Annotated in this window: 24 protein-coding genes; 13 read left to right on the top strand and 11 right to left on the bottom strand. The window is 59.4% G+C overall.

Annotated features, from left to right (window positions below):
- Positions 1 to 46 precede the first annotated feature (46 nt).
- The gene (locus BLW70_RS24450) at positions 47 to 334 is read left to right on the top strand and encodes a GNAT family N-acetyltransferase (protein WP_008057026.1); all 288 of its coding nucleotides are present in this window, start codon (positions 47 to 49) and stop codon (positions 332 to 334) included.
- Between the two features lie 70 nt (positions 335 to 404).
- Here the strand turns inward: BLW70_RS24450 and BLW70_RS24445 are convergent, their stop codons facing one another.
- Together BLW70_RS24445 and BLW70_RS24440 are read right to left on the bottom strand one after the other, a co-directional pair.
- Complete coding sequence (locus BLW70_RS24445) at positions 405 to 1,481, bottom strand: 3-deoxy-7-phosphoheptulonate synthase (RefSeq protein ID WP_007899930.1); 1,077 nt, start codon at positions 1,479 to 1,481, stop codon at positions 405 to 407.
- 183 nt (positions 1,482 to 1,664) lie between these two features.
- Positions 1,665 to 2,108 (bottom strand): PilZ domain-containing protein, encoded by a 444-nt coding sequence (locus BLW70_RS24440; protein WP_074878355.1) that lies wholly within the window; start codon positions 2,106 to 2,108, stop codon positions 1,665 to 1,667.
- Here BLW70_RS24440 and BLW70_RS24435 point away from each other — a divergent pair.
- The 5 genes from BLW70_RS24435 (at position 2,107) to cysB (ending at position 6,098) form a co-directional block, all read left to right on the top strand.
- Positions 2,107 to 2,493: a thioredoxin family protein gene (locus BLW70_RS24435; RefSeq protein ID WP_074878353.1), complete on the top strand. Its 387-nt coding sequence runs from the start codon at positions 2,107 to 2,109 to the stop codon at positions 2,491 to 2,493. The genes BLW70_RS24440 and BLW70_RS24435 overlap by 2 nt on opposite strands.
- Positions 2,490 to 3,446, top strand: a complete 957-nt coding sequence (locus tag BLW70_RS24430; RefSeq protein ID WP_074878352.1) for a putative 2-dehydropantoate 2-reductase — start codon at positions 2,490 to 2,492, stop codon at positions 3,444 to 3,446. The genes BLW70_RS24435 and BLW70_RS24430 overlap by 4 nt, the downstream gene beginning before the upstream one ends.
- Before the next feature lie 25 nt (positions 3,447 to 3,471).
- Entirely contained in the window at positions 3,472 to 4,377 is a 906-nt protein-coding gene (locus BLW70_RS24425) for a 5'-nucleotidase (RefSeq protein WP_074878349.1), read from the top strand.
- Between the two features lie 94 nt (positions 4,378 to 4,471).
- Positions 4,472 to 4,975, top strand: a complete 504-nt coding sequence (locus BLW70_RS24420; protein WP_074878347.1) for a universal stress protein — start codon at positions 4,472 to 4,474, stop codon at positions 4,973 to 4,975.
- Between the two features lie 148 nt (positions 4,976 to 5,123).
- Positions 5,124 to 6,098 carry an HTH-type transcriptional regulator CysB gene (gene cysB, locus BLW70_RS24415; RefSeq protein ID WP_008148549.1) on the top strand — a complete coding sequence of 325 codons (975 nt, stop codon included), beginning with the start codon at positions 5,124 to 5,126 and terminating at the stop codon, positions 6,096 to 6,098.
- A 9-nt stretch (positions 6,099 to 6,107) separates the two neighbouring features.
- Here the strand turns inward: cysB and BLW70_RS24410 are convergent, their stop codons facing one another.
- Both BLW70_RS24410 and BLW70_RS24405 read right to left on the bottom strand, forming a co-directional pair.
- A complete protein-coding gene (locus tag BLW70_RS24410; protein ID WP_056740335.1) occupies positions 6,108 to 6,590 on the bottom strand; it encodes a GreA/GreB family elongation factor in 483 nt (160 codons plus the stop codon).
- A 14-nt stretch (positions 6,591 to 6,604) separates the two neighbouring features.
- A complete protein-coding gene (locus BLW70_RS24405; protein ID WP_074878345.1) occupies positions 6,605 to 7,015 on the bottom strand; it encodes a hypothetical protein in 411 nt (136 codons plus the stop codon).
- A 124-nt stretch (positions 7,016 to 7,139) separates the two neighbouring features.
- Between BLW70_RS24405 and earP the strand changes: the two genes are divergently transcribed.
- Both earP and BLW70_RS24395 read left to right on the top strand, forming a co-directional pair.
- Entirely contained in the window at positions 7,140 to 8,297 is a 1,158-nt protein-coding gene (gene earP, locus BLW70_RS24400) for an elongation factor P maturation arginine rhamnosyltransferase EarP (protein WP_074878344.1), read from the top strand.
- 48 nt (positions 8,298 to 8,345) lie between these two features.
- Positions 8,346 to 8,915, top strand: coding sequence for an elongation factor P (locus BLW70_RS24395; protein ID WP_007899917.1), 570 nt, complete (start codon positions 8,346 to 8,348; stop codon positions 8,913 to 8,915).
- Between the two features lie 120 nt (positions 8,916 to 9,035).
- Here the strand turns inward: BLW70_RS24395 and BLW70_RS24390 are convergent, their stop codons facing one another.
- The 4 genes from BLW70_RS24390 to BLW70_RS24375 form a co-directional block, all read right to left on the bottom strand.
- Entirely contained in the window at positions 9,036 to 10,052 is a 1,017-nt protein-coding gene (locus BLW70_RS24390) for an alpha/beta hydrolase (RefSeq protein ID WP_074878342.1), read from the bottom strand.
- A gap of 34 nt (positions 10,053 to 10,086) precedes the next feature.
- Positions 10,087 to 10,506, bottom strand: a complete 420-nt coding sequence (locus tag BLW70_RS24385; RefSeq protein ID WP_074878341.1) for an organic hydroperoxide resistance protein — start codon at positions 10,504 to 10,506, stop codon at positions 10,087 to 10,089.
- Positions 10,507 to 10,854: 348 nt separating this feature from the next.
- Positions 10,855 to 11,316, bottom strand: coding sequence for a MarR family winged helix-turn-helix transcriptional regulator (locus BLW70_RS24380; protein WP_074880811.1), 462 nt, complete (start codon positions 11,314 to 11,316; stop codon positions 10,855 to 10,857).
- Between the two features lie 69 nt (positions 11,317 to 11,385).
- Positions 11,386 to 12,342, bottom strand: a complete 957-nt coding sequence (locus BLW70_RS24375) for a LysR family transcriptional regulator (RefSeq protein WP_074878339.1) — start codon at positions 12,340 to 12,342, stop codon at positions 11,386 to 11,388.
- A 112-nt stretch (positions 12,343 to 12,454) separates the two neighbouring features.
- Between BLW70_RS24375 and BLW70_RS24370 the strand changes: the two genes are divergently transcribed.
- On the top strand, positions 12,455 to 13,204 hold the full coding sequence (locus tag BLW70_RS24370) for a sulfite exporter TauE/SafE family protein (protein WP_074878337.1): 750 nt from the start codon (positions 12,455 to 12,457) through the stop codon (positions 13,202 to 13,204).
- Here the strand turns inward: BLW70_RS24370 and BLW70_RS24365 are convergent.
- The gene (locus BLW70_RS24365; protein WP_074878335.1) at positions 13,194 to 14,048 is read right to left on the bottom strand and encodes a LysR substrate-binding domain-containing protein; all 855 of its coding nucleotides are present in this window, start codon (positions 14,046 to 14,048) and stop codon (positions 13,194 to 13,196) included. The two genes, BLW70_RS24370 and BLW70_RS24365, sit on opposite strands and share 11 nt — an antisense overlap.
- Before the next feature lie 95 nt (positions 14,049 to 14,143).
- On the opposite strand from BLW70_RS24365, the gene BLW70_RS24360 reads away from it, so the two are divergent.
- Entirely contained in the window at positions 14,144 to 14,359 is a 216-nt protein-coding gene (locus BLW70_RS24360) for a DUF1127 domain-containing protein (RefSeq protein ID WP_074878333.1), read from the top strand.
- A gap of 64 nt (positions 14,360 to 14,423) precedes the next feature.
- Complete coding sequence (locus BLW70_RS24355; RefSeq protein ID WP_074878331.1) at positions 14,424 to 15,644, top strand: winged helix-turn-helix domain-containing protein; 1,221 nt, start codon at positions 14,424 to 14,426, stop codon at positions 15,642 to 15,644.
- Between the two features lie 109 nt (positions 15,645 to 15,753).
- On the opposite strand, the gene BLW70_RS24350 is transcribed toward BLW70_RS24355, so the two are convergent.
- Complete coding sequence (locus tag BLW70_RS24350) at positions 15,754 to 17,100, bottom strand: class II 3-deoxy-7-phosphoheptulonate synthase (RefSeq protein ID WP_074878329.1); 1,347 nt, start codon at positions 17,098 to 17,100, stop codon at positions 15,754 to 15,756.
- 149 nt (positions 17,101 to 17,249) lie between these two features.
- Here BLW70_RS24350 and BLW70_RS24345 point away from each other — a divergent pair, with 149 nt between their 5' ends.
- On the top strand, positions 17,250 to 18,005 hold the full coding sequence (locus tag BLW70_RS24345; RefSeq protein WP_074878327.1) for a spermidine synthase: 756 nt from the start codon (positions 17,250 to 17,252) through the stop codon (positions 18,003 to 18,005).
- Positions 18,006 to 18,147: 142 nt separating this feature from the next.
- On the opposite strand, the gene BLW70_RS24335 is transcribed toward BLW70_RS24345, so the two are convergent.
- The gene (locus BLW70_RS24335) at positions 18,148 to 18,939 is read right to left on the bottom strand and encodes a crotonase/enoyl-CoA hydratase family protein (RefSeq protein WP_074878323.1); all 792 of its coding nucleotides are present in this window, start codon (positions 18,937 to 18,939) and stop codon (positions 18,148 to 18,150) included.
- 421 nt (positions 18,940 to 19,360) lie between these two features.
- Here BLW70_RS24335 and BLW70_RS24325 point away from each other — a divergent pair, with 421 nt between their 5' ends.
- Positions 19,361 to 21,034: a DEAD/DEAH box helicase gene (locus BLW70_RS24325; protein WP_008146183.1), complete on the top strand. Its 1,674-nt coding sequence runs from the start codon at positions 19,361 to 19,363 to the stop codon at positions 21,032 to 21,034.
- The last annotated feature ends 79 nt before the right edge of the window (positions 21,035 to 21,113 follow it).

The raw sequence follows: 21,113 nt of genomic DNA, 5'->3' as shown, positions 1-21,113 counted from the left end.
CATCGGTAAGGTAGGGGTCAGAATTCCAGACCCGCGAGGAGTAGTGATGAGCGAGGCGTTGTCCATCCACCATGACCAGGCTGGTCATCAGTTCGAGACCAATGTGGACGGTCATCGTGCCTACCTGACCTATATGGATCTGGGGAAACAGACCCTGGATATCTATCGCACCTTCGTGCCCAACGCGCTGCGTGGCCGCGGCATTGCGGCAGCCTTGACCGAGAAGGCGTTGGAGTACGCTGAGGAAATGGGTTACACCGTCATTCCATCGTGTTCCTACGTGGAGCGCTACATGGAGCGCCACCAGCGGCATGCAGCCAAGCTGAGCCAGTAAGCTTCATAGAATCGAACGCATAAAAAACGCCGGGTCATTGCCCGGCGTTTTTTTGTACGGCGAAAAGTGATCAGCTGCGATCGCGTTTTGGCAGCACATCCTTGAGCTTGGCGTGCATGCTGCGCAAGGTGTTTTCGGTGGCGGTCCAGTCGATGCAGGCATCGGTGATCGACACGCCGTATTGCAGGTCGGCGAGGTCTTTCGGGATCGCCTGGCAGCCCCAGTTCAGGTGACTTTCGACCATCAGGCCGATGATCGACTGGTTGCCTTCGAGAATCTGGTTGGCGACGTTCTCCATCACCAGCGGTTGCAAGGCCGGGTCCTTGTTGGAGTTGGCGTGGCTGCAATCGACCATGATGTTCGGCTTGATCTTCGCTTTGTTCAGCGCTTGCTCGCAGAGTGCGACGCTGACCGAATCGTAGTTCGGCTTGCCGTTGCCACCGCGCAGTACCACGTGACCGTAGGCATTGCCCTTGGTGGTGACGATCGACACGCCACCTTCCTGGTTGATACCCAGGAAGCGGTGAGGGCTGGAAACCGATTGCAGGGCGTTGATAGCGACCGTCAAGCCGCCGTCGGTGCCGTTCTTGAAGCCGACTGCCGAGGACAGGCCGGAGGCCATTTCACGGTGGGTTTGGGATTCTGTGGTGCGCGCACCGATGGCCGACCAGCTGATCAGGTCCTGCAAGTACTGCGGGGAGATCGGGTCGAGGGCTTCAGTTGCGGTCGGCAGGCCCATTTCGGCCAGGTCCAGCAACAATTGACGACCGATGTGCAGACCGTCCTGAATCTTGAAGGAGTCGTCCAGGTACGGATCGTTGATCAAACCTTTCCAGCCGACGGTGGTGCGTGGCTTCTCGAAATACACGCGCATGACCAGATACAGGGTATCGGACACTTCAGCCGCAAGCGCTTTCAGGCGCTCGGCGTATTCGTGGGCAGCCTTGATGTCGTGGATCGAGCAAGGCCCGATGACAACAAACAGGCGGTGGTCGGTGCCATCAAGAATGTTGCGAATGACTTCGCGGCCCTTGGTGACGGTGCGCAGGGCAGCGTCGCTCAGAGGGATATCACGCTTGAGCTGATCGGGAGTGATCAGCGTCTCGTTGGAAGCGACGTTTAGGTCGTTGATCGGTAAATCAGCCATCGTTTACTCGTCAGGTCACGGGTGCCGGCCGCCAGCGAACCCGCGCGGCGGAGCACAGCAAATTAAGCGCGTCGGGGAGCAGAACCTTAGCGCGTTACACCGTGGCTCGACAATGGGCAGACACCGGTTTAAGGGGCATTCTCAATTAGTTTTCGCGGGGAAAGCTAATTGAGAATGCTCCTGCTAATCCAGCAGGACCTGTGCAAATGCCTTGCGAACCGTGTCGTGAGAGAACTCTTCGGCATGTTCCTGGACCCATTCGAGGGCCAGGGCCTGCATCTCCTGCAGATCGTGATGCGCATCATGCAGTCGGCAGTAACGTTCGATCTGGCACACCTGCTCGCCCATCCGGGCACTGAACATCATCTGTTCGTCAACGAAGGCGATGCCTACCAGATAACCGCGTTTTCGTCGCAGGCACCAGGCTACATAGCCCAGAAAACGCATGTCGGGGTTCAACGTCGGCATGCGAACTTCCAGCGCCGTACCGTGGCGCCACGCCCGGTGATAATTGCAAGCCATGCCCCCGAGGCTGATAGTGTGCAGCTGTTGCCGTGAAATACACTCAGGTTTGAGCAACGTTAATTCGACGGGCACATCGTCAGGGTGAGGAATAAAACGTCCCATGAACACGGACTCCATGTGTCGGCCATCTGACATTGTTCCACCCAGTATAGTGGTCGAATCGGAACTGACTGATTTCGACGCCGACCAACGGCTGCTGGCGATGAGCGGTGTGTCGCTGGTCATTTTCACCAGCGTCGGCTGCGCCAGTTGCCGTTTTGCCCGTGAGCAATTGCCGCGACTCGATCTGGACGTCGATCGGCTGTGCTGGATCGATGCCGGGAACAATGGCGGGGTGGTCGAGCGTTACCAGGTTTTCTATTTGCCTGCGCTGTTTGTGGTGCGCGACGGCGAATTTTTCGGGGCATTAAAATCGCGCCTGACCCGCACGGAGCTCAATGCAGCCGTGGCTCAGGCGTTGAGTCGAATTGCAGAGGAGTTGCCATGATGGGGGCAGTGACCAAACCGACAATCGGTATTATCGGCACCGGTGCGATTGGCGGTTTCTACGGATTGATGCTGGCGCGTGCCGGTTTCGATGTGCATTTTCTGTTACGCAGTGAGTTTTCGGCGGTGGCCGAGTGCGGATTGCGGCTCAACAGTGCAGTGCACGGCGCGCTGACATTGAATCCGGTTCAGGCGTATTCGAGTGCCGAAGACATGCCGCCCTGTGACTGGTTGCTGGTGGGCGCGAAAACCACCAACAACGCCCAACTGGCACCGACAATCATTCAAGCCGCAGCACCGAATGCCAAAGTGCTGCTGATGCAAAATGGCCTGGACGTTGAAGACAGTCTGCGAGCGTTGCTTCCCGATTCGCTGCACGTGCTCGGTGGGCTCTGCTATATCTGCGTCCATCGCGACGGACCAGGCGTCATCACTCATCAGGCGCTCGGCGCGGTCAATGTCGGCTATCACAGCGGCCCAGCAACCGACCAGCAGGCGCGCATGGCGATTGTCGAGGAGGGCACCGGACTGTTCCGCGCCGCCGGCATCGACTCCCAGGCCATGGCGAACCTGCATCAGGCGCGCTGGCAAAAACTGGTCTGGAATATCCCTTACAACGGTCTGTCGGTGCTGCACGAGGCCAGCACCACGCCGTTGATGGCCGATGCCGACAGTCGGGAACTGATCAAGGCGCTGATGGCTGAAGTGGTTCAGGGAGCAATCGCCTGCGGTCACGACGTACCGGCCGGTTATGCCGATCATCTGTTCATGATGACCGAGAAAATGCCGGACTATTGGCCGAGCATGTACCACGACTTTCTGCACAAACGACCGCTTGAGCTGGAGGCCATTTACGCCCGGCCACTGGCGGCAGCCAAGGCTGCAGGGTGCGAGTTGCCGCGAATCGAAGCCTTGTATCGCAGTTTGAGTTTTATCGATCGACGTAACACCTGAGTCGATCAACCTGAGGGGGAAGGGCATGGCAAAGACTATCGACGACAAACTGGTGCTGGCGATTTCTTCGCGTGCGCTGTTCGACCTGAGCGAAAGCCACAAGGTCTATCTGTCGAGCGGCGTCGAAGCCTATCGGCAATATCAGATCGAACACGAAGACGAAATCCTCGAGCCCGGTGATGCATTTCCCTTGGTACAGAAACTCCTTAACTTGAACGCCAGCCTTGGCCGCGCCCGGGTCGAGGTGATCCTGGTGTCACGCAACAGTGCCGACACCGGCCTGCGGGTTTTCAATTCGATCCACCACTATGGCCTGGCGATTTCCCGCGCGGCGTTTGTCGGCGGGCGCAGTCCTTATCCGTACCTCAAGGCCTTCGGCTGTGACCTGTTTCTCTCGACGCATGCCGAAGACGTGCGCAGTGCGCTGGATGCCGGGTTCGCCGCGGCGACCATTCTGTCGGGTGGCGCCAGCCGTGCGGCCAGTGATGAACTGCGCATTGCTTTCGATGGTGACGCGGTGCTGTTTTCCGACGAATCGGAGCGCGTCTATCAGTCCGGCGGCCTGGAAGCGTTTCAGGCCAGCGAGCGTGAGGCTGCCCGCGAGCCCCTGCGCGGCGGGCCGTTCAAAGGCTTCCTCGCCGCCCTGAATTTGCTGCAACGGGAGTTCCCGGAAGACGCCTGTCCGATCCGCACCGCACTGGTGACCGCGCGGTCGGCGCCGGCCCATGAGCGAGTGATCCGTACCTTGCGCGAATGGGACATTCGTTTGGACGAGTCGCTGTTTCTCGGCGGCCTGACCAAGTCAGCGTTTCTCGAAGCCTTTGCCGCCGACGTGTTTTTCGACGATCAGGCGGGTCATTGCGAGTTGGCCCGCGAGGTGGTCGCCACCGGACACGTGCCGCACGGCATAAGCAACGAGCAAAAGGTTTAAGCCCACGGTTCAATGCGTTACGCGAAACGCCGCACTCGCCAAGGCACTGCTAAGCTGAATCAATCTCCGCCATGTCGGCACTCGAGGAGGTCATATGATTCATTCGATGCTGTACGCCACTGACCTCGGCTTGTACGCGCCTTTGGTCATGCAGCATGCCTTGGCACTGGCGCGCACATTCAATGCCGATCTCTACGTAGTGCATGCCGTTGAACCGATGGGGCTGTTCGCCGAGTCGGTGCTTCAGAGTTACCTCGATGAGCAGTCGTTGAACGAGTTTCACAGTCAGGGCCTGAATACGGTGATCGCCAATATCGAGCATCGGGTGCTCGATAGCTTTCGTGAAGAGTTGGGGGATGAAGGGGAGCAGGACCTTGAGCGGATCAAAGCAGTACGGGTGCTTCAGGGCGATCCGTCCCAGGTGATTCTCGACCAGGCGCAGAAACTCTCCGTGGATTTGTTGATCGTAGGAAGTCATAGCCATGGTGCTGGCGCGGAAACGCCTTTGGGGCGGACTGCGGCGCGGGTGTTGCAACTGTCGCGGGTACCGGTCTATCTGGTGCCGCTGGTGGAACGTCGTCGGCAAGGGGATCGTTAGTGTTCCTGCCTCGCATTCACGGGGCAGGACACCAGAACACGAATAGTGGCAGTTTGATAAAAAAGTTCTAGATTTATTCTTCAAACCATTAATATAGTTATATACCGTCGCTGATGCCCGTGGCGTCTACCTGCTTTGAGGGATTCATATGAAGCTTCAACAACTGCGCTACATCTGGGAAGTGGCGCACCACGACCTCAACGTTTCCGCTACAGCCCAAAGCCTTTACACGTCGCAACCGGGCATCAGCAAGCAGATCCGTCTGCTGGAAGACGAATTGGGGGTCGAGGTATTCGCTCGCAGCGGCAAGCATCTGACCCGCGTCACCCCGGCTGGCGAGCGCATTATCACCACCGCCGGCGAAATCCTGCGCAAGGTTGAAAGCATCAAGCAGATCGCCCAGGAATTCTCCAACGAGAAGAAAGGCACCCTGTCGATTGCCACTACGCACACCCAGGCGCGTTATGCGTTGCCCCCGGTGATCAGCAACTTCATCAAGCAATACCCGGACGTTGCCCTGCACATGCACCAGGGTTCGCCGATGCAGATCGCTGAAATGGCCGCTGACGGCACCGTCGATTTCGCCATTGCCACCGAAGCGCTGGAGCTGTTCGGGGATCTGGTGATGATGCCGTGCTATCGCTGGAACCGCTGCGTGGTCGTGCCTCAGGGCCACCCGCTGACCAAGCTGTCGAAGTTGACCCTCGAAGCCTTGGCCGAATACCCGATCGTGACGTACGTATTCGGTTTCACCGGTCGCTCGAAGCTCGACGAAGCGTTCAGCCATCGCGGCCTGACGCCGAAAGTGGTGTTCACCGCCGCCGACGCCGACGTGATCAAGACGTACGTTCGTCTGGGTCTGGGCGTGGGTATCGTGGCGAAAATGGCGGTCGATGCCAAACTCGATAGCGACCTGGTCATGCTTGATGCCAGCGACTTGTTCGAGTCCAGCATTACTAAAATCGGTTTCCGTCGCGGCACGTTCCTGCGTGGCTTCATGTGCGACTTCATCGAGAAGTTCGCCCCGCACCTGACCCGCGAAGTCATGGCCAAGGCCATCCAGTGCCACAATAAGCAGGAACTGGAAGAGCTGTTCGACGGCGTCGAACTGCCGGTCCATTAATCTCCCGGGTCAGACCACCTCGGTGACAGAAAACTGTTGCCGAGCACCCGCCACCAGAATCTCCACCTCGTCCCCTTCGAACTTGCCCAGCAGGCTTTTACCCAGCGGTGAGCGGGGGGTGATGACGGTAATCCATTGCCCTACCAGGTCGACCTTCAAGCCCGCCGCATCGGGGGCCAGAAACAACCATTGCTCACGACCCTTTTCGTCTTCCAGACCGAGCAGGGCACCGACTTCGATACCACGCTGATCGTCGTAAGGGCGCAGCGTCAGGTTCTGGCAAAGTGTCAGTGACTGCCGGATTTCCTCCACGCGTTTGGCCTGTCCGGCTGCCAGGTAAGACGCCTCCAGACCCAGTGTGTCGTACTTGTTCTCAGCGATGTTTTCTTCGTGGGTCGCGGTTTCGTAAGCGGTCTGTGCGGCACGCTCGGCGATGTCGAGGTCGATCCGCAGCTTGTCGAGAATCAGTTGGTGGACGGTCGGCTTGTGCATAAAGAGCTTCTTGATCAATCGCAGAATTGCAGGACGTTGGCGCGGCTTTTTTCGCTCGGCGCAGTCTGGTCCTGCTGCAACCAGAACTGGCATTTCGGGTTGGACAGATTGCGTCCGGTGCTGCGAGCCTGATCCATACGTTGCTGCTGCTCGTTCTTGCGCAGGTTTTCTTCGTACTGTTCGAACAACGGGCTCTGCGGTGGAATGTCCGGCACCGGTTGCGCCACCACCGGTGGTTTGGCCAGTTGCTGCACGGCTTCAGCCACGGGCGCCAGTTGTTCGCTGAACAACAGTCGAGAGGCGAGCCAGCATGTCAGCGCGATCGCGATAAACCCCAGCCACATTCCCAGGGCAATGCTGCCCGTCAGTTGCAAGGCGCTGAGCTGGATCAGCAGCGGGCGGCGCGGATTGGGACGGTTGGGCATGGCTGCCTCCTGGCGGGTGGTCGCGGGCGAGTGGCGATTGTCGCATGAAGATTAATCGCCGTCGGCTCTTCTGCACGGGGTAATTTATGAGGACAATCGGCGCCTTTGCCAACGGGAGCCTGGAATGCCTGAAATGCCTCAAGTAAAAAACTGCTGGCGCTGGGATATTTTTTGCGCCGTGGTCGACAACTTTGGTGACATCGGCGTGACCTGGCGTCTGGCCCGACAACTGGTGGCCGAACATTCGGTGGCGGTGCGCTTGTGGGTCGATGATTTGCGGGCCTTCGAGCGTTTGTGCCCGGACATCGACATCAATGCCTCACAGCAATGGCAGCAGGGCGTCGAGGTGTGTCAGTGGACGCCCGACTGGCGGCCCACTGAAGCCGCTGACGTGGTGATTGCAGCGTTCGCCTGCCAGTTGCCGAGTGCCTACATGGAGGCCATGGCCGAGCGGGAAAAACCGCCGCTGTGGATGAATCTCGACTACCTGAGTGCCGAGGACTGGGTCGTCGGCTGCCACGGCTTGCCGTCGGTGAAGTACAAGAGCGTACAAAAATTCTTCTTCTTCCCTGGGTTTCAAAAGGGCACCGGTGGCTTGTTGCGTGAAAGCGGATTGCTTGAGCGTCGTCAGCAGTTTCAGCAAAACCCCGAGGCTCAGCGAGAATTCCTCCAAGGCTTGGGGATCGATCCTGCGCAAGGTGCGCAGTTGATCTCGCTGTTTGCCTACGAAAATAAAGGGCTGGCCAGCTGGCTCGAGGCAATGGTTGCCGACTCGACGCCCACTCATCTGCTGGTGCCCGAAGGCCGGATTCTTGGGGATGTCGAACGTTGGCTCGGGGTGGACGGTCTGGTGGCCGGCGCGGTGCATGTGCGTGGTGAATTGACCGTGCAAGTGCTGCCGTTCGTCCGACAGGATCAATACGATCACCTGCTCTGGTGCTGCGATTTCAATGCCGTGCGCGGTGAGGATTCCTTTGTCCGCGCCCAATGGGCTGGCCGGCCACTGCTTTGGCACATCTATCAGCAGGACGAAGACATCCATCTGGACAAGCTCGACGCCTTCCTCGCGCTGTACACCAAAGGCTTGTCCGAGCCTGCCCGCGAGGCGATCAGCGGTCTTTGGCGAGCGTGGAATGCGGGTGACAATATGAGCGTGCACTGGCAATTAACCCGCAAACACTGGCCAGAACTGCAAAAACACGCCGAAGCGTGGTGTCTGGAACAGGCTTTGCAGGCCGATCTTGCCGCAGCGCTGGTACAGTTTTACCTAAATTGGATATGATACGCGGCCTAGATTTTTGTAAACCCCATCCAAATTCGGATACTCGCAATGAAAACTGGTAAAGAACTGAAACCCGGGATGGTTATCCGTCTCGAAAACGATCCTTGGCTGGTTCAGAAAGCTGAATTCACCAAGTCGGGTCGTAACAGCGCGATCATGAAGACCAAGCTGAAAAACCTGCTGACCGGTTACAAGACCGAGATCGTTTACAGCGCCGACGACAAACTGGACGACGTAATCCTCGACCGTAAAGAAGCGACCCTGTCCTTCATCAGCGGCGACTCCTACACGTTCATGGACACTACCGACTACACCATGTACGAACTGAACGCTGAAGACATCGAAGCCGTTCTGCCTTTCGTTGAAGAAGGCATGACCGATGTTTGCGAAGCGATCTTCTTCGAAGAGCGTCTGGTTTCCGTAGAACTGCCGACCACTATCGTGCGTCAGGTTGACTACACCGAAGGTTCCGCTCGCGGCGACACTTCCGGCAAGGTGATGAAGCCTGCCAAACTGAAGAACGGTACCGAGTTGTCGGTTGCTGACTTCATCGAAATCGGCGACATGATCGAGATCGATACCCGCGAAGGCGGTTCCTACAAAGGCCGTGCTAAATAAGCACTGCTTCAGGAATGAAAAGCCCGACCATTGAGTCGGGCTTTTTTGTGCCTGCAGTTTCAGGTCCAGCAATGAACCCTTGTGGGAGCGGCGGTGCGACGATTCCACAGTTGTGCTGCGTTATTTCTTCAGGTGTTGCTTGAGCTCTTCGGACGCTTGAAGCATCGCCGAACGCACCGCAGGCACCTGGCTCACCACATTGAGCAAACCGTAGTCGTGGATCATGCCGTTGTAACGCACCGAGGTAACCGGCACCCCGGCTTCGTCGAGATTGCGGGCATAGGCCTCACCCTCATCGCGCAGGACATCGGCGCTCGCCGTCTGCACCAGCGCGGGTGGCAGGCCCTTGAGTTGAGCAGTCGTCGCCCGCAGCGGCGAGGCATAGATCTCGTTACGCTGTTTGGCGTCGGTGGTGTAGTTGTCCCAGAACCACTTCATCATGTTTTTGGTGAGGAAGTGCCCCTCGGCAAACTGGTTGTAGGACGCCGTCTCGAAGCTGGCGTCAGTCACCGGCCACAGCAGCGCCTGGAACCTGATCGCCGGCGTGCCCTTGTCTTTGGCCATCAGCGCAACCACCGCTGCCATGTTGCCGCCGACGCTGTTACCGACCACGGCCAGACGTTTGCCGTCGACATTGATCTCTTTACCGTGCTCGGCCACCCATCGGGTTGCGGCGTAAGCCTGGTTGATCGCCACCGGGTAATGCGCTTCCGGCGAAGGCGTGTAATTGACGAACACCGCCACCGCCCCCGAGCCGGTGACCAAGTCCCGAACCAGACGTTCGTGGGTCGGGAAATCCCCCAGCACCCAGCCGCCGCCGTGGAAGAACATGAACGCAGGCAACTCACCTTTGACCCCGGCTGGCCGAACGATGGTCAGGCTGAGCGGTTGGCCGTCGACTTGAATGGTCTTCTCGCTGACATCGGCTTTTGGCAGCGTCAGTTTCACCCCGGCCTGCGCGCCGACCAGCACGGCGCGGGCTTCTTCAGGGGTGAGTTGTTCCATCGGTTGGCCGTTGCCGGCGTTCAGAACATCGAGGAACGCCCGGGTGTTGTGTTCAACCCCGTCGCCCGCGAACGCGCTGTGGATGGACAAGGCGAGAAGGGTACCGGTCAAGACTTTACTGAAAGTGCGCATGTTCGTTTCCTTGTTCGGGCCTGGGAATCAGCGGTTAGACGGTGACGTGCAAACGCACATCGACGTTGCCACGGGTGGCGTTGGAGTACGGGCAGACCTGGTGTGCAGCGTCGACCAGGCTTTGTGCATCGGCTTGTTCAAGACCCGGCAAGCTGACGTGCAGGTCGATGTCCAGGCCGAAACCGCCAGGGATCTGGCCGATGCCGACATGGGCGGTGATCGAAGCGTCGTCCGGGATTTTGCGTTTGGTCTGGCTGGCGACGAATTTCAGCGCGCCGATGAAGCAGGCGGAGTAACCGGCTGCGAACAGTTGCTCAGGGTTGGTCGCTGCGCCGCCGGCACCACCGAGTTCTTTGGGCGTGGCGAGTTTGACGTCGAGGATGTTGTCGCTGGAAACCGCACGACCGTCACGGCCGCCGGTGGAAGTTGCGATAGCGGTGTAGAGAGTTTGCATGGTGTGAGCCTCATTCGGGTTTGATGTTTTGCGCTAAATGTTTGCGCGCTAAGTAAGTGCGAAATGAATGTATCGCGCAAATATTTAGCGCGCAATATAAATTTTCGAAGAGATATTGGTTTAAGAAATGGGCGCTGCTTGGATGTATTGAGCTAGAGCGGTCGCGGCAGGATTTTCAGTAAGAATTTTTTTTGACTGGATGACGAAAAGGATTTGAAGCACACCACCCATCCCCTGTAGGAGTGAGCCTGCTCGCGATAGCGGTGGATCAGTCACTTCAACCTTGACTGACCTACCGCTATCGCGATCAGGCTCACTCCCACAGGGGGATTTGTGGTGGTTTGGAGGTTAGAGACTGTTCTGCAGATTACTGCGCAGCGCTTGCAGCTCCGCTTGTAATTTCTGCAGCCGCTCCAGGGTCATCCCGCTGGCGCCGAGGATGCACCGGGGGATACTGCGGGCTTGTTCCCGCAAGGCACGACCCTGTTCGGTAAGTTCGACAATCACCACCCGTTCGTCTTCACGACTGCGGGTGCGGCTGAGTAAACCTTCGGCTTCCAGGCGTTTGAGCAAAGGCGTCAGTGAGCCGGGATCGGTCAGCAGGCGCGTGCTGATTTCGCCTACGGTCAAACCGTCCTGTTCCCACAACACCATCATCGCCAGGTATTGCGGATAGGTCAGGCCCAGTGCTTGCAACAGCGGCTTGTAGACCTTGGTCATCAGCAGCGAGGTGGAGTGCAGGGCGAAGCAGGCCTGATTATCCAGCAGCAGGTCGTCGCAGTTATCCGGGGTATCGCGCTCGGTGGTCATTTCGAAGCCTTGATCAGTGATCGTCATAAATCTAGCGGGCGAATCTTTAATGCACCAGACAATTCTAGCCTAGTGCCGGTCGAGGGTGCTTTGCAGGGCCAGATCCCACGGCGGGATCGGGCTGAAACGGGTTTTCAGGTATTCCAGCAACAGGCGGCTACGGGGATTGGGTTGTTGCTCAAGGCGCAAGGCATAAATGCCGGTGGTTTCCGGTGGTGGCAGGCCGTGTTCACAGAACAGCGGAAGCAGTTCACCGCGTAAGAGGTATTCGCTGGTCAACCAGGTGGGCAAGTGTGCGATACCCAGCCCGGCCAATGCGCCGCAGACCAACGCCTCGGCATTGTTGGCACCCATGCGGATGCGCGCCGGGCGGTGCAAGTGCATCTGCCCGTCGCGTTCGAAGCGCCAGGCGAACGGCGGAGCCAGGCCATCCCAGTCGAGGCCATCATGCTCAGTCAGTTGCGCCGGATCGGTCGGCACACCACGCCGTTGCAAATACTCCGGGCTGGCGCAGGCGATGCGCACCATGCTCGCCAGCGGCGTGGCCACCAGCCGGGTATCGGCCATTTGCCCGGCGCGCAGCACCAGATCGACCTTGCCCAGATTCAAACCCTGCATGTCGACGAAACTGTCGATCAGGTGCAACTGCACGTCGAGGCCGGGGTAGAGCATCAGAAAGTCGGCAATCACCGGCGCCAGATGCCGCCGTCCGAAGGCCGCCGGTGCATCGATCCGAATCAAGCCTTCCGGTGCGCTGCTCAAGGATACTGCCTCAGCCCGAGCCAGCCGCAGTTCAGCCACGATCCGTCGGGCGCGCTCGGCAAATGCCAAACCCGCCGGGGTGGCGCGCACGGCGTGGGTGCTGCGAATGAACAACTGGCTGCCGACGGCGTTTTCCAGGCTGTCGATGCGCCGGGCCACGGCTGAAGGGGTCAGTGGATGACGGCGGGAAGCGGCGGAAAAACTGCCGGTTTCCAGCACGTCGAGGAACAGACCCAGCTGTTCGGTCAATTGATCAGGGTTCATGGTGGTGTCAGCGCTTGTGCGAAGTTGGCACAGCCATTGTGCGTTGCTGTGCGTTTCCCCGCCAGCGCCGACTGCGTAGGATGAATAGCCTGACGTGAAGGGAAAATCGCCTGTGATTGAGTTTTTGATGTACCTGGTGTTTGGCGCCGCTCTGGGAACCCTCGGTGGGTTGTTCGGCATTGGCGGTGGTTTGATTGCGATCCCGTTGCTGGGCGTGTTGTTTGGCCTCGATCAGCAGATTGCCCAGGGCACGGCGCTGGTCATGGTGGTGCCCAACGTGATGCTGGCGCTTTGGCGTTACCACCAGCGTAATCGCATTGAATTGCGCCACGCGCTGCCATTGGCCTCGATGGGGTTCTGTTTTGCCTGGATCGGTTCGATCTGGGCAGTGGGCATCGATGCACAAACCATGCGCATCGGGTTTGTCGCGTTCCTGATTGCTCTGTCGGCCTACAACCTGATGCGAATGTTCTACGCCAACGCGCCCGTGTCGGCGCAGATGAATTACTCATGGCCATGGCTGGGCGTGCTCGGCGCCGCCTCCGGCACCATGGGCGGGTTGTTTGGCGTGGGCGGGGCGGTGGTGGCAACGCCAGTGCTGACCAGTCTGTTCGGCACCAGTCAGGTGGTTGCCCAGGGGTTGTCCCTAGCGCTGGCGCTGCCAAGTACTGGCGTCACGCTGGTGACTTACGCGGTGCATCATCAGGTCGACTGGATGATCGGCCTGCCTTTGGCGGTTGGCGGTCTGATGAGCATCAGTTGGGGCGTGAGGATTGCCCACGCACTGCCAGAGCGACTGCTGCGCGGGTTGTTTTGTGGGTTTTTGGTGTTCTGTGCGGTGATGCTCGCCCTTAAAGTTTGAAACCTTCGACGATGTGCTCGGCCAGGCACTCAGTGATCGGCGATGGATTGTGCAGGTTGCGCACCAGCATTATGCTGGCTTCGGGCAGGATTGGCAGGCCTTCGGCTTCACCGAGAATGCGCATGTCGGGGGTGATCAGGCTTTCCAGTTGCGCAGTGACAGCCAGTCCGGCACTGACTACCGCCATGATCGCCGACAGGCTGTCGCTGTTGTACGCCACGCGATAATCGCAACCCATGGCGTCCAGCGCATTGCAGGCCCATATGCGGCAGAAGCAATCACTGTTGAACATCGCCAGTGGCAACGGTGTTTGCTCATGGGCGCTGAAACACTGTGCCTCGGCCCAGACAAAATGCTCCTTGCGCAGTAACTGGCCGATTTCATTGCCCGGCTCGCGGGTGACGATGGTCAAGTCGAGGTCCTGGCGCAGCAGCAATTGTTTTGATGATTCGCAGTGCACCTCGATCTGGATCAGCGGATACGTCTGGGCAAACCGCCGCAGAATCCCCGGTAAAAAACGCATCACGTAATCGTCGGGCGTGCCGATGCGCACCATGCCGACCATGTGCGGCTCGCGCAGCGTATTGAACACCTCGCTGTGCAGTTTGAGGATGCGCCGGGCATAGCCCAGCAACACCTGGCCTTCAGCCGTCAGCCGCACCTGCCGTCCGTCACGCTGGAACAATTGACGCTGCACCACGTCCTCTTCCAGTCGCTTCATCTGCATGCTCACGGCGGACTGAGTGCGATTGACCAATTCGCCGGCGCGGGTAAAACCGCCCTGGTCGGCGATGGCGACAAAGGTGCGCAGCACTTCGGTGTCGATACTTGGGAAGGCGGACATTCATCAATCTCCGAGATGTGTTACATCAGAAACATTCGTTGGATTGATCTTAGCCCCGGCGCGACACTTGAGCCATCCAAACGGAGGGCAACAAGATGAAAGGTCAAAAAGGTTATGTCGACGTAGAAAAACACTCGGTGCACCTGATCTCTGATTTGCTGCACAAATTCAATCGCTGGTACGAACTGCACCGTGAACGTGAAATGTTGGCGGGCATGAGTGATGAAGCGTTGAAGGACATCGGGCTGAGTCGTGCGGATGTCGAGCACGAGGCCATCCGCCCGTTCTGGGATGACCCGATGCACAAATGAGTCATACACAACTACACAAACCATCTTCCGGTGGGGTAGGTTGCGAGCAGACAAGGAGATGCTCATGCGCGCAACACTGTCCTTTTCCATCAAACAGGCTCGGCGTCTGGCGCTGGCCGCCCAAGGGTTCAACGGGCGCCAGCCGCCAGCGGCGATCAAGCCGGTGCAGCTCAACCGTCTGATCGAGCGGCTGGGCATTCTGCAGATCGATTCGGTCAATGCATTGGTGCGTTCGCACTACCTTCCCTTGTTTTCCCGCCTCGGCAATTACTCCCCCGACTTGCTCGACCAGGCTGCCTGGAGTTCGGGCCGGCGGCGCACGCTCTTCGAGTATTGGGGGCACGAAGCCTCGTTGCTGCCCTTGGCGATGTACCCGTTGATGCGCTGGCGCATGCTGCGCGCGACCCGTGGCGAAGATATCTATCAGCAACTGGCGCGTTTCGGACGTGAGCAGCAGGACACGATTCGCCGGGTGCTGGCCTCGGTTCAGGAGCTGGGTGCGCTGGGTGCCGGAAGCCTGTCGACCCGTCAGGAACGGGCAGGGCCCTGGTGGGACTGGAGCGCAGAAAAGCATGCGCTGGAATGGTTGTTCGCCGCCGGAGAAGTGACTGTGGCCGGGCGGCGTGGGTTCGAGCGGCTTTATGATCTGCCGGAGCGGGTAATTCCCTCGGCGATTCTTGCGCAGCCGCTGCTGAGCGAGGCCGAGGCTCAGCGCGGCCTGTTGCTGCATGCCGCGACAGCGTTGGGCGTCGGAACAGAAAAAGACCTGCGCGATTACTTTCGCCTGAGTCCCGGTGATGCCCGTCCGCGCTTGGCGGAACTGGTGGAGGCGGGTGAATTGCTGGGCTGTGAAGTCCAGGGCTGGCGGCAACCGGCCTATTGTCTGCCTGATCCGAAAGTGCCGCGCAAGGTCGAAGCCAGCGCCTTGCTTTCACCCTTCGATTCACTGATCTGGGAGCGCAGTCGTACCGAGCGCCTGTTCGATTTTCGCTATCGGTTGGAGATCTATACGCCGCAGGACAAGCGGGTCTACGGCTACTACGTATTGCCGTTTTTGCACAATGAACGGATTGCCGCGCGGGTGGATCTGCGCGCCGAACGGGCGCAGGGCAGGCTTGCGGTGCACGCGGTGCATGAGGAAGAGCCGGGGCTGGATGACGAAGGGATGCTAGCGTTGGCGGTCAATCTGCGGCGAATGGCGGATTGGCTGGGGCTTGAGCAGGTTCAGTTGAATTGTCCGCGGGCGAGTGCGGCGCGGTTGCGGGTGGCATTGGCACAGCTTTGAGCACCGATCGTTCCCACGCTCTGCGTGGGAACGCCTCTAGGGACGCTCCGCGTCCAGTGACGCGGAGCGTCACGGGCTGCATTCCCACGCAGAGCGTGGGAACGATCATTTAGCGTCGGACTTGCTTCAGCGTCTCGGCAATCAAAAACGCCAACTCCAGCGACTGATCGGCATTCATCCGCGGGTCGCAATGGGTGTGATACCGATCCGACAACCCGTCTTCGGTAATCGGCCGCGCCCCACCAATGCACTCAGTGACATTCTGCCCGGTCATCTCGATGTGGATGCCGCCGGCATACGTGCCTTCGGCTTCGTGAACCTGGAAGAACTGCTTCACCTCACCAAGAATCTGCGCAAAGTCGCGGGTCTTGTAGCCGCTGCTGGCCTTGATGGTGTTGCCGTGCATCGGATCGGAACTCCACAGCACCTGCTTGCCTTCGCGCTGTACGGCACGGATCAGTTGCGGCAGGTGATCGCCGACCTTGTTCGCGCCCATCCGCGCAATCAGGTTCAGACGGCCAGGATCGTTGTCCGGGTTGAGCACGTCGATCAGGCGAATCAGGTCTTCGGGGTTCATGCTGGGGCCGACTTTGACCCCGATTGGATTGTTCACGCCCCGCAGGAACTCGACGTGTGCGCCGTCGAGCTGGCGGGTGCGGTCGCCGATCCACAGCATGTGCGCCGAGCAATCGTAGTAATCGTTGGTCAGGCTGTCGCGACGCACGAAGGCTTCTTCGTAGTTCAGCAGCAGCGCTTCGTGGGCGGTGAAGAAACTGGTTTCGCGCAGTTGCGGCGAGCTGTCCATGCCGCAGGCGCGCATGAACGCCAGGGTTTCATCGATGCGATCGGCCAGGTGGCTGTATTTTTCCGCCAGCGCCGAGTTGGCGATGAAGTCCAGGTTCCATTTGTGCACTTGATGCAGATCGGCAAAGCCGCCCTGGGCGAAGGCGCGCAACAGGTTCAGGGTCGCGGTGGACTGGTGATAGGACTGCAGCAGGCGTTCCGGGTCCGGCACGCGGCTTTTTTCGTCGAAGCCGATACCGTTGACGATGTCGCCACGGTAGGCCGGCAGGGTGACGCCGTCGATGGTTTCATCGTTGGCCGAACGCGGCTTGGCGAACTGACCGGCCATGCGCCCGACCTTGACCACCGGGCAACCGGCGGCGAAGGTCATGACGATCGCCATTTGCAGCAGCACTTTAAAGGTGTCGCGGATTTTCGCGGCGGAGAACTCGGCAAAACTTTCGGCACAGTCGCCGCCCTGCAGCAGAAACGCGCGGCCCTGGGTCACTTCGGCAAACTGACGGCGCAACTCCCGGGCTTCACCGGCAAACACCAGCGGCGGGTAACTGGCCAGCGTTTGCTCGACGTGCAGCAAATGCGCTGCGTCGGGGTAACGGGGTTGTTGCTGGATCGGCAGGGCGCGCCAGCTGTCAGGGCTCCAGGGTTGGCTCATCACGGTCTCTAGTGTTTTACGCTCGGACGGTCATGTTATCAGCAATTAGTGCGTGACCTGTTCCCGTCGCTTCGCGGACAATCGCGCTTTTGCCGCGCCACTCCGCGGTTTTAGTACGTTGCCGGGTACGGCGACGATCAGGAGACGAAATGACTGAGGAGCGCGTCGAGCATCTGCTCGCCGAGGTACAGGATGAGTTCGGCGTGATTCGCGTGCTGGAAGTGGCCGATTACCGTTTTCTCGAGTTCGGTGATGCCATCGAACAGAGCTGCGTGTTCACGGCTGATCCGAGCTGGCTCGAATACGATTACACCCGGGCGATGCTGATTGGCGCGTTGTGCCACGAGCAGCCGGAAAGCGCGCTGTTCCTCGGCCTCGGTGCCGGCACACTGACCCAGGCCTGCCTCAAGTTCCTGCCGCTGGAAGACGTCGAAGCCATCGAGTTGCGCCCTGACGTGCCGCGCCTGGCCATTGAATACCTTGGGCTGGATGACGATCCGCGACTGTATATCCGGGTGGGCGATGCGCTGGAGCTGCTCGATACCGCTGAGCCGGCGGATCTGATTTTTGTCGACCTCTACACCGATGTCGGGCCAGGTGTCGGGCATCTGGCGTGGAATTTCCTGGAAAACTGTCAAAAACGCCTGAACCCGGGTGGTTGGCTGGTGATCAACCAGTGGGCCACCGATGATGGCAAGCCGTTGGGCGCCGCATTGTTTCGCGGGCTCTATCACCGGCATTACTGGGAGCTGCCGGTGAAGGAGGGCAATGTGATTCTGCTCGTGCCTTCGGAGCTGGATCAGGAACTGGACATGAACGGCCTGATCGCCCGCGCCGAAGGGCTGGCGCCGCGGTTGGGGTATTCGTTGCAGTCATTGATCAAGGCAATCCGCCCGGCGACGTGAAGGCTGGTGAGATAACTGTGGCGAGGGAGCTTGCTCCCGCTTGAGTGCGCAGCACTCACAAAATCTCCATGGATTGCCAGGATTTTCGGGGCCGCTTCGCAGCCCAGCGGGAGCAAGCTCCCTCGCCACAAAAGCCGGCGTGTCAGCAGCCTTTGAAGACTCCGGGTCGCTTCTCGATCATCGACCGCACGCCTTCCTTGGCATCTTCACTGGCCAGCAACTTCTTCACCATCGGCGGCAATGCCTGGGCCGCCGCGGTTTCCCCTTCATAACGCGCCTGCCTTGCAGACATCAACGTCGCCCGAACCCCAAGCGGCGCTTGCCGGGCAATCCGCTCAGCCAATTCAATCGCCCGTGGCAGCAGGTCCTCGCTGGCCATCACTTCCTGCACCAACCCCAGGTGCAACGCCTCATGGGCATCGAAGTCATCACCGGTCAGCAGCCAGCGCATGGCATTGCCCCAGCCAGCGACCTGATGCAGGCGCAACGTGGCGCCGCCGAACGGGAAGAGCCCGCGTTGCACTTCTTTCTGGGCGAAACGGGTATTGCTGGCGCAGAGGTTGATGTCGGCGGCCAGCATCAATTCGATACCGATGGTCAGGCAGTAGCCTTGCGCGGCGACAATCACCGGTTTGCTCACCCTGGGGCCGGCGAACACCCCCCACGGATCGCAGCCGCCGGGCGGTGCCTGCCAGCCGTCAGCCAGGGCCGCGCTGGCGCTGACCAAATCGAGCCCTGCGGTGAAATGCTCACCGTGGCCGAACACCACTGCCACCCGCGCTTCGCTGTCGGCCTCGAACTCGCCATAGGCCAGGCTCAGTTCGTTGAGCAAGTCGAGATCGAAGGCGTTGCGTTTGGCCACTCGATCCAGGCCGATCATCAGGACGTGACCGTGCCGTTCACGGCTCACACGGCTGGAGCAGGGCTGATTCATGGTGTATTTCCTCGGGCGGGGAAGGGATGTCAGGCAGCAGGTCTGCGTGACAAGGGTGAACCGTTTTAGCGCGATCGTCAGCAGGGCTGGGCCTTTGAAAAATAGACTGTTGTCCGATTGTCCGCAAAGCGTGTGACAGAACGCTAAACACCGCACTTTTCCGACAAATAAAGCTCCCTTTTTGAGCGAATTCCGGTATAGTGCGCGCCGGCCTTTAACCAGGCCGCGTTTAGGTAGCGCAATTCCCCGAAGTCAGCTTCGGCTGCACGTCCGCACAGCGGACTCTCCCTTGACGAATCTTTTTCATTCATTCGTTTTCGCAAATCCCCGCCGACAAAGCAGCCAGGGCGACTCTTGAGTCTTACACGGCATGCGCAGCTTTGGAGCATGGGTCTTTGCGGATGCACTTAGAGGCAGACCCATGACCCAGGAAACCGGCGGCTTCGCCGCTTTTAATCTTAATCCGAACATTCTTGCAGCCGTCATCGCGACTGGCTACGAAGAACCTTCGGCTATTCAGCAGCAATCGATCCCGATCATCATGGCCGGTCACGACATGATTGGTCAGGCGCAAACCGGTACGGGTAAAACCGCTGCGTTCGCCCTGCCGATCCTGCATCGCATCGATCCTGCTAAGCGCGAGCCGCAAGCCCTGATCCTGGCGCCAACCCGTGAGTTGGCGCTGCAAGTAGCAACCGCTTTCGAAACCTACGCCAAGCAAATGCCGGGCGTTACCGTTGTGGCCGTTTACGGCGGCGCCCCTATGGGCCCACAACTGAAAGCAATCCGTAATGGTGCACAGATCGTTGTCGCCACTCCGGGCCGTCTGTGCGACCACCTGCGTCGCGACGAAAAAGTTCTGTCGACCGTGAACCACCTGGTTCTCGACGAAGCGGACGAAATGCTCAAGCTGGGTTTCATGGACGACCTCGAAGTTATCTTCAAGGCCTTGCCTCCAACCCGTCAGACCGTATTGTTCTCGGCTACCTTGCCGCAGTCGATCCGTGCCATTGCCGAGCGCCATCTGCGCGATCCGCAACACGTGAAGATCCAGACCAAGACTCAGACCGTTACCGCGATCGAACAGGCTCACCTGTTGGTTCACGCTGACCAGAAGACCTCGGCTGTATTGAGCCTGCTGGAAGTTGAAGACTTCGATGCCCTGATCATGTTCGTGCGCACCAAGCAAGCGACCCTGGACCTGGCCAGTGCCCTGGAAGCCAAAGGCTACAAAGCCGCTGCGCTGAACGGTGACATTGCTCAGAACCAACGTGAGCGCGTGATCGAATCCCTCAAGGATGGCCGTCTGGACATCGTTGTGGCGACCGACGTTGCTGCTCGTGGTCTGGACGTTCCGCGCATCACTCACGTGTTCAACGTTGACATGCCGTACGATCCAGAATCCTACGTTCACCGTATCGGCCGTACCGGCCGTGCCGGTCGCGAAGGTCGTGCACTGCTGCTGGTGACTCCGCGTGAGCGCCGCATGCTGCAAGTGATCGAGCGTGTAACCGGTCAGAAAGTTGCCGAAGTCCGCCTGCCGGACGCTCAGGCTGTTCTCGATGCCCGCATCAAGAAACTGACCAACAGCCTGTCGCCGCTGGTGGCTGATGCCGAATCGACTCACGGTGATCTGCTGGATCGCCTGACTGCCGACATCGGTTGCACTCCGCGTGCACTGGCCGCTGCTCTGCTGCGCAAGGCAACCAACGCTCAGGCGTTGACCCTGGCAGCCATCGAGAAAGAACGTCCACTGGTGCCGAACAACGCACCGCGTGGCGATCGTCCAGAGCGTACCGGTGATCGTCCGGACCGTGGTGATCGTGAGCGTCGTGCTCCGGTTCCATTGGCCGAAGGTCGTGCTCGTTGCCGTACCGCGCTGGGTGCGCGTGATGGTATCGCTGCCAAGAACCTGCTGGGCGCTATCCTCAATGAGGGTGGTCTGGCTCGCGAAGCAATCGGTCGCATCCAGGTGCGTGACAGCTTCAGCCTCGTTGAGCTGCCGGAAGATGGTCTGGAGCGTCTGCTGACCAAGCTGAAGGACACTCGCGTTGCTGGCAAGCAGTTGAAGCTGCGTCGCTATCGCGAAGATTGATCCGCTCTCGGGCTGATTGATCGAACATAAAAAATCCCCGACTGGTTCGGGGATTTTTTTTGCCTGCCGTTTGTAGTTG

The sequence above is a fragment of the Pseudomonas frederiksbergensis genome (genome assembly GCF_900105495.1).
GTDB lineage: Bacteria > Pseudomonadota > Gammaproteobacteria > Pseudomonadales > Pseudomonadaceae > Aquipseudomonas > Aquipseudomonas frederiksbergensis.
Note: the sequence above shows the minus strand (reverse complement) of the source record. Positions and strands in the feature narration are given on the sequence as shown.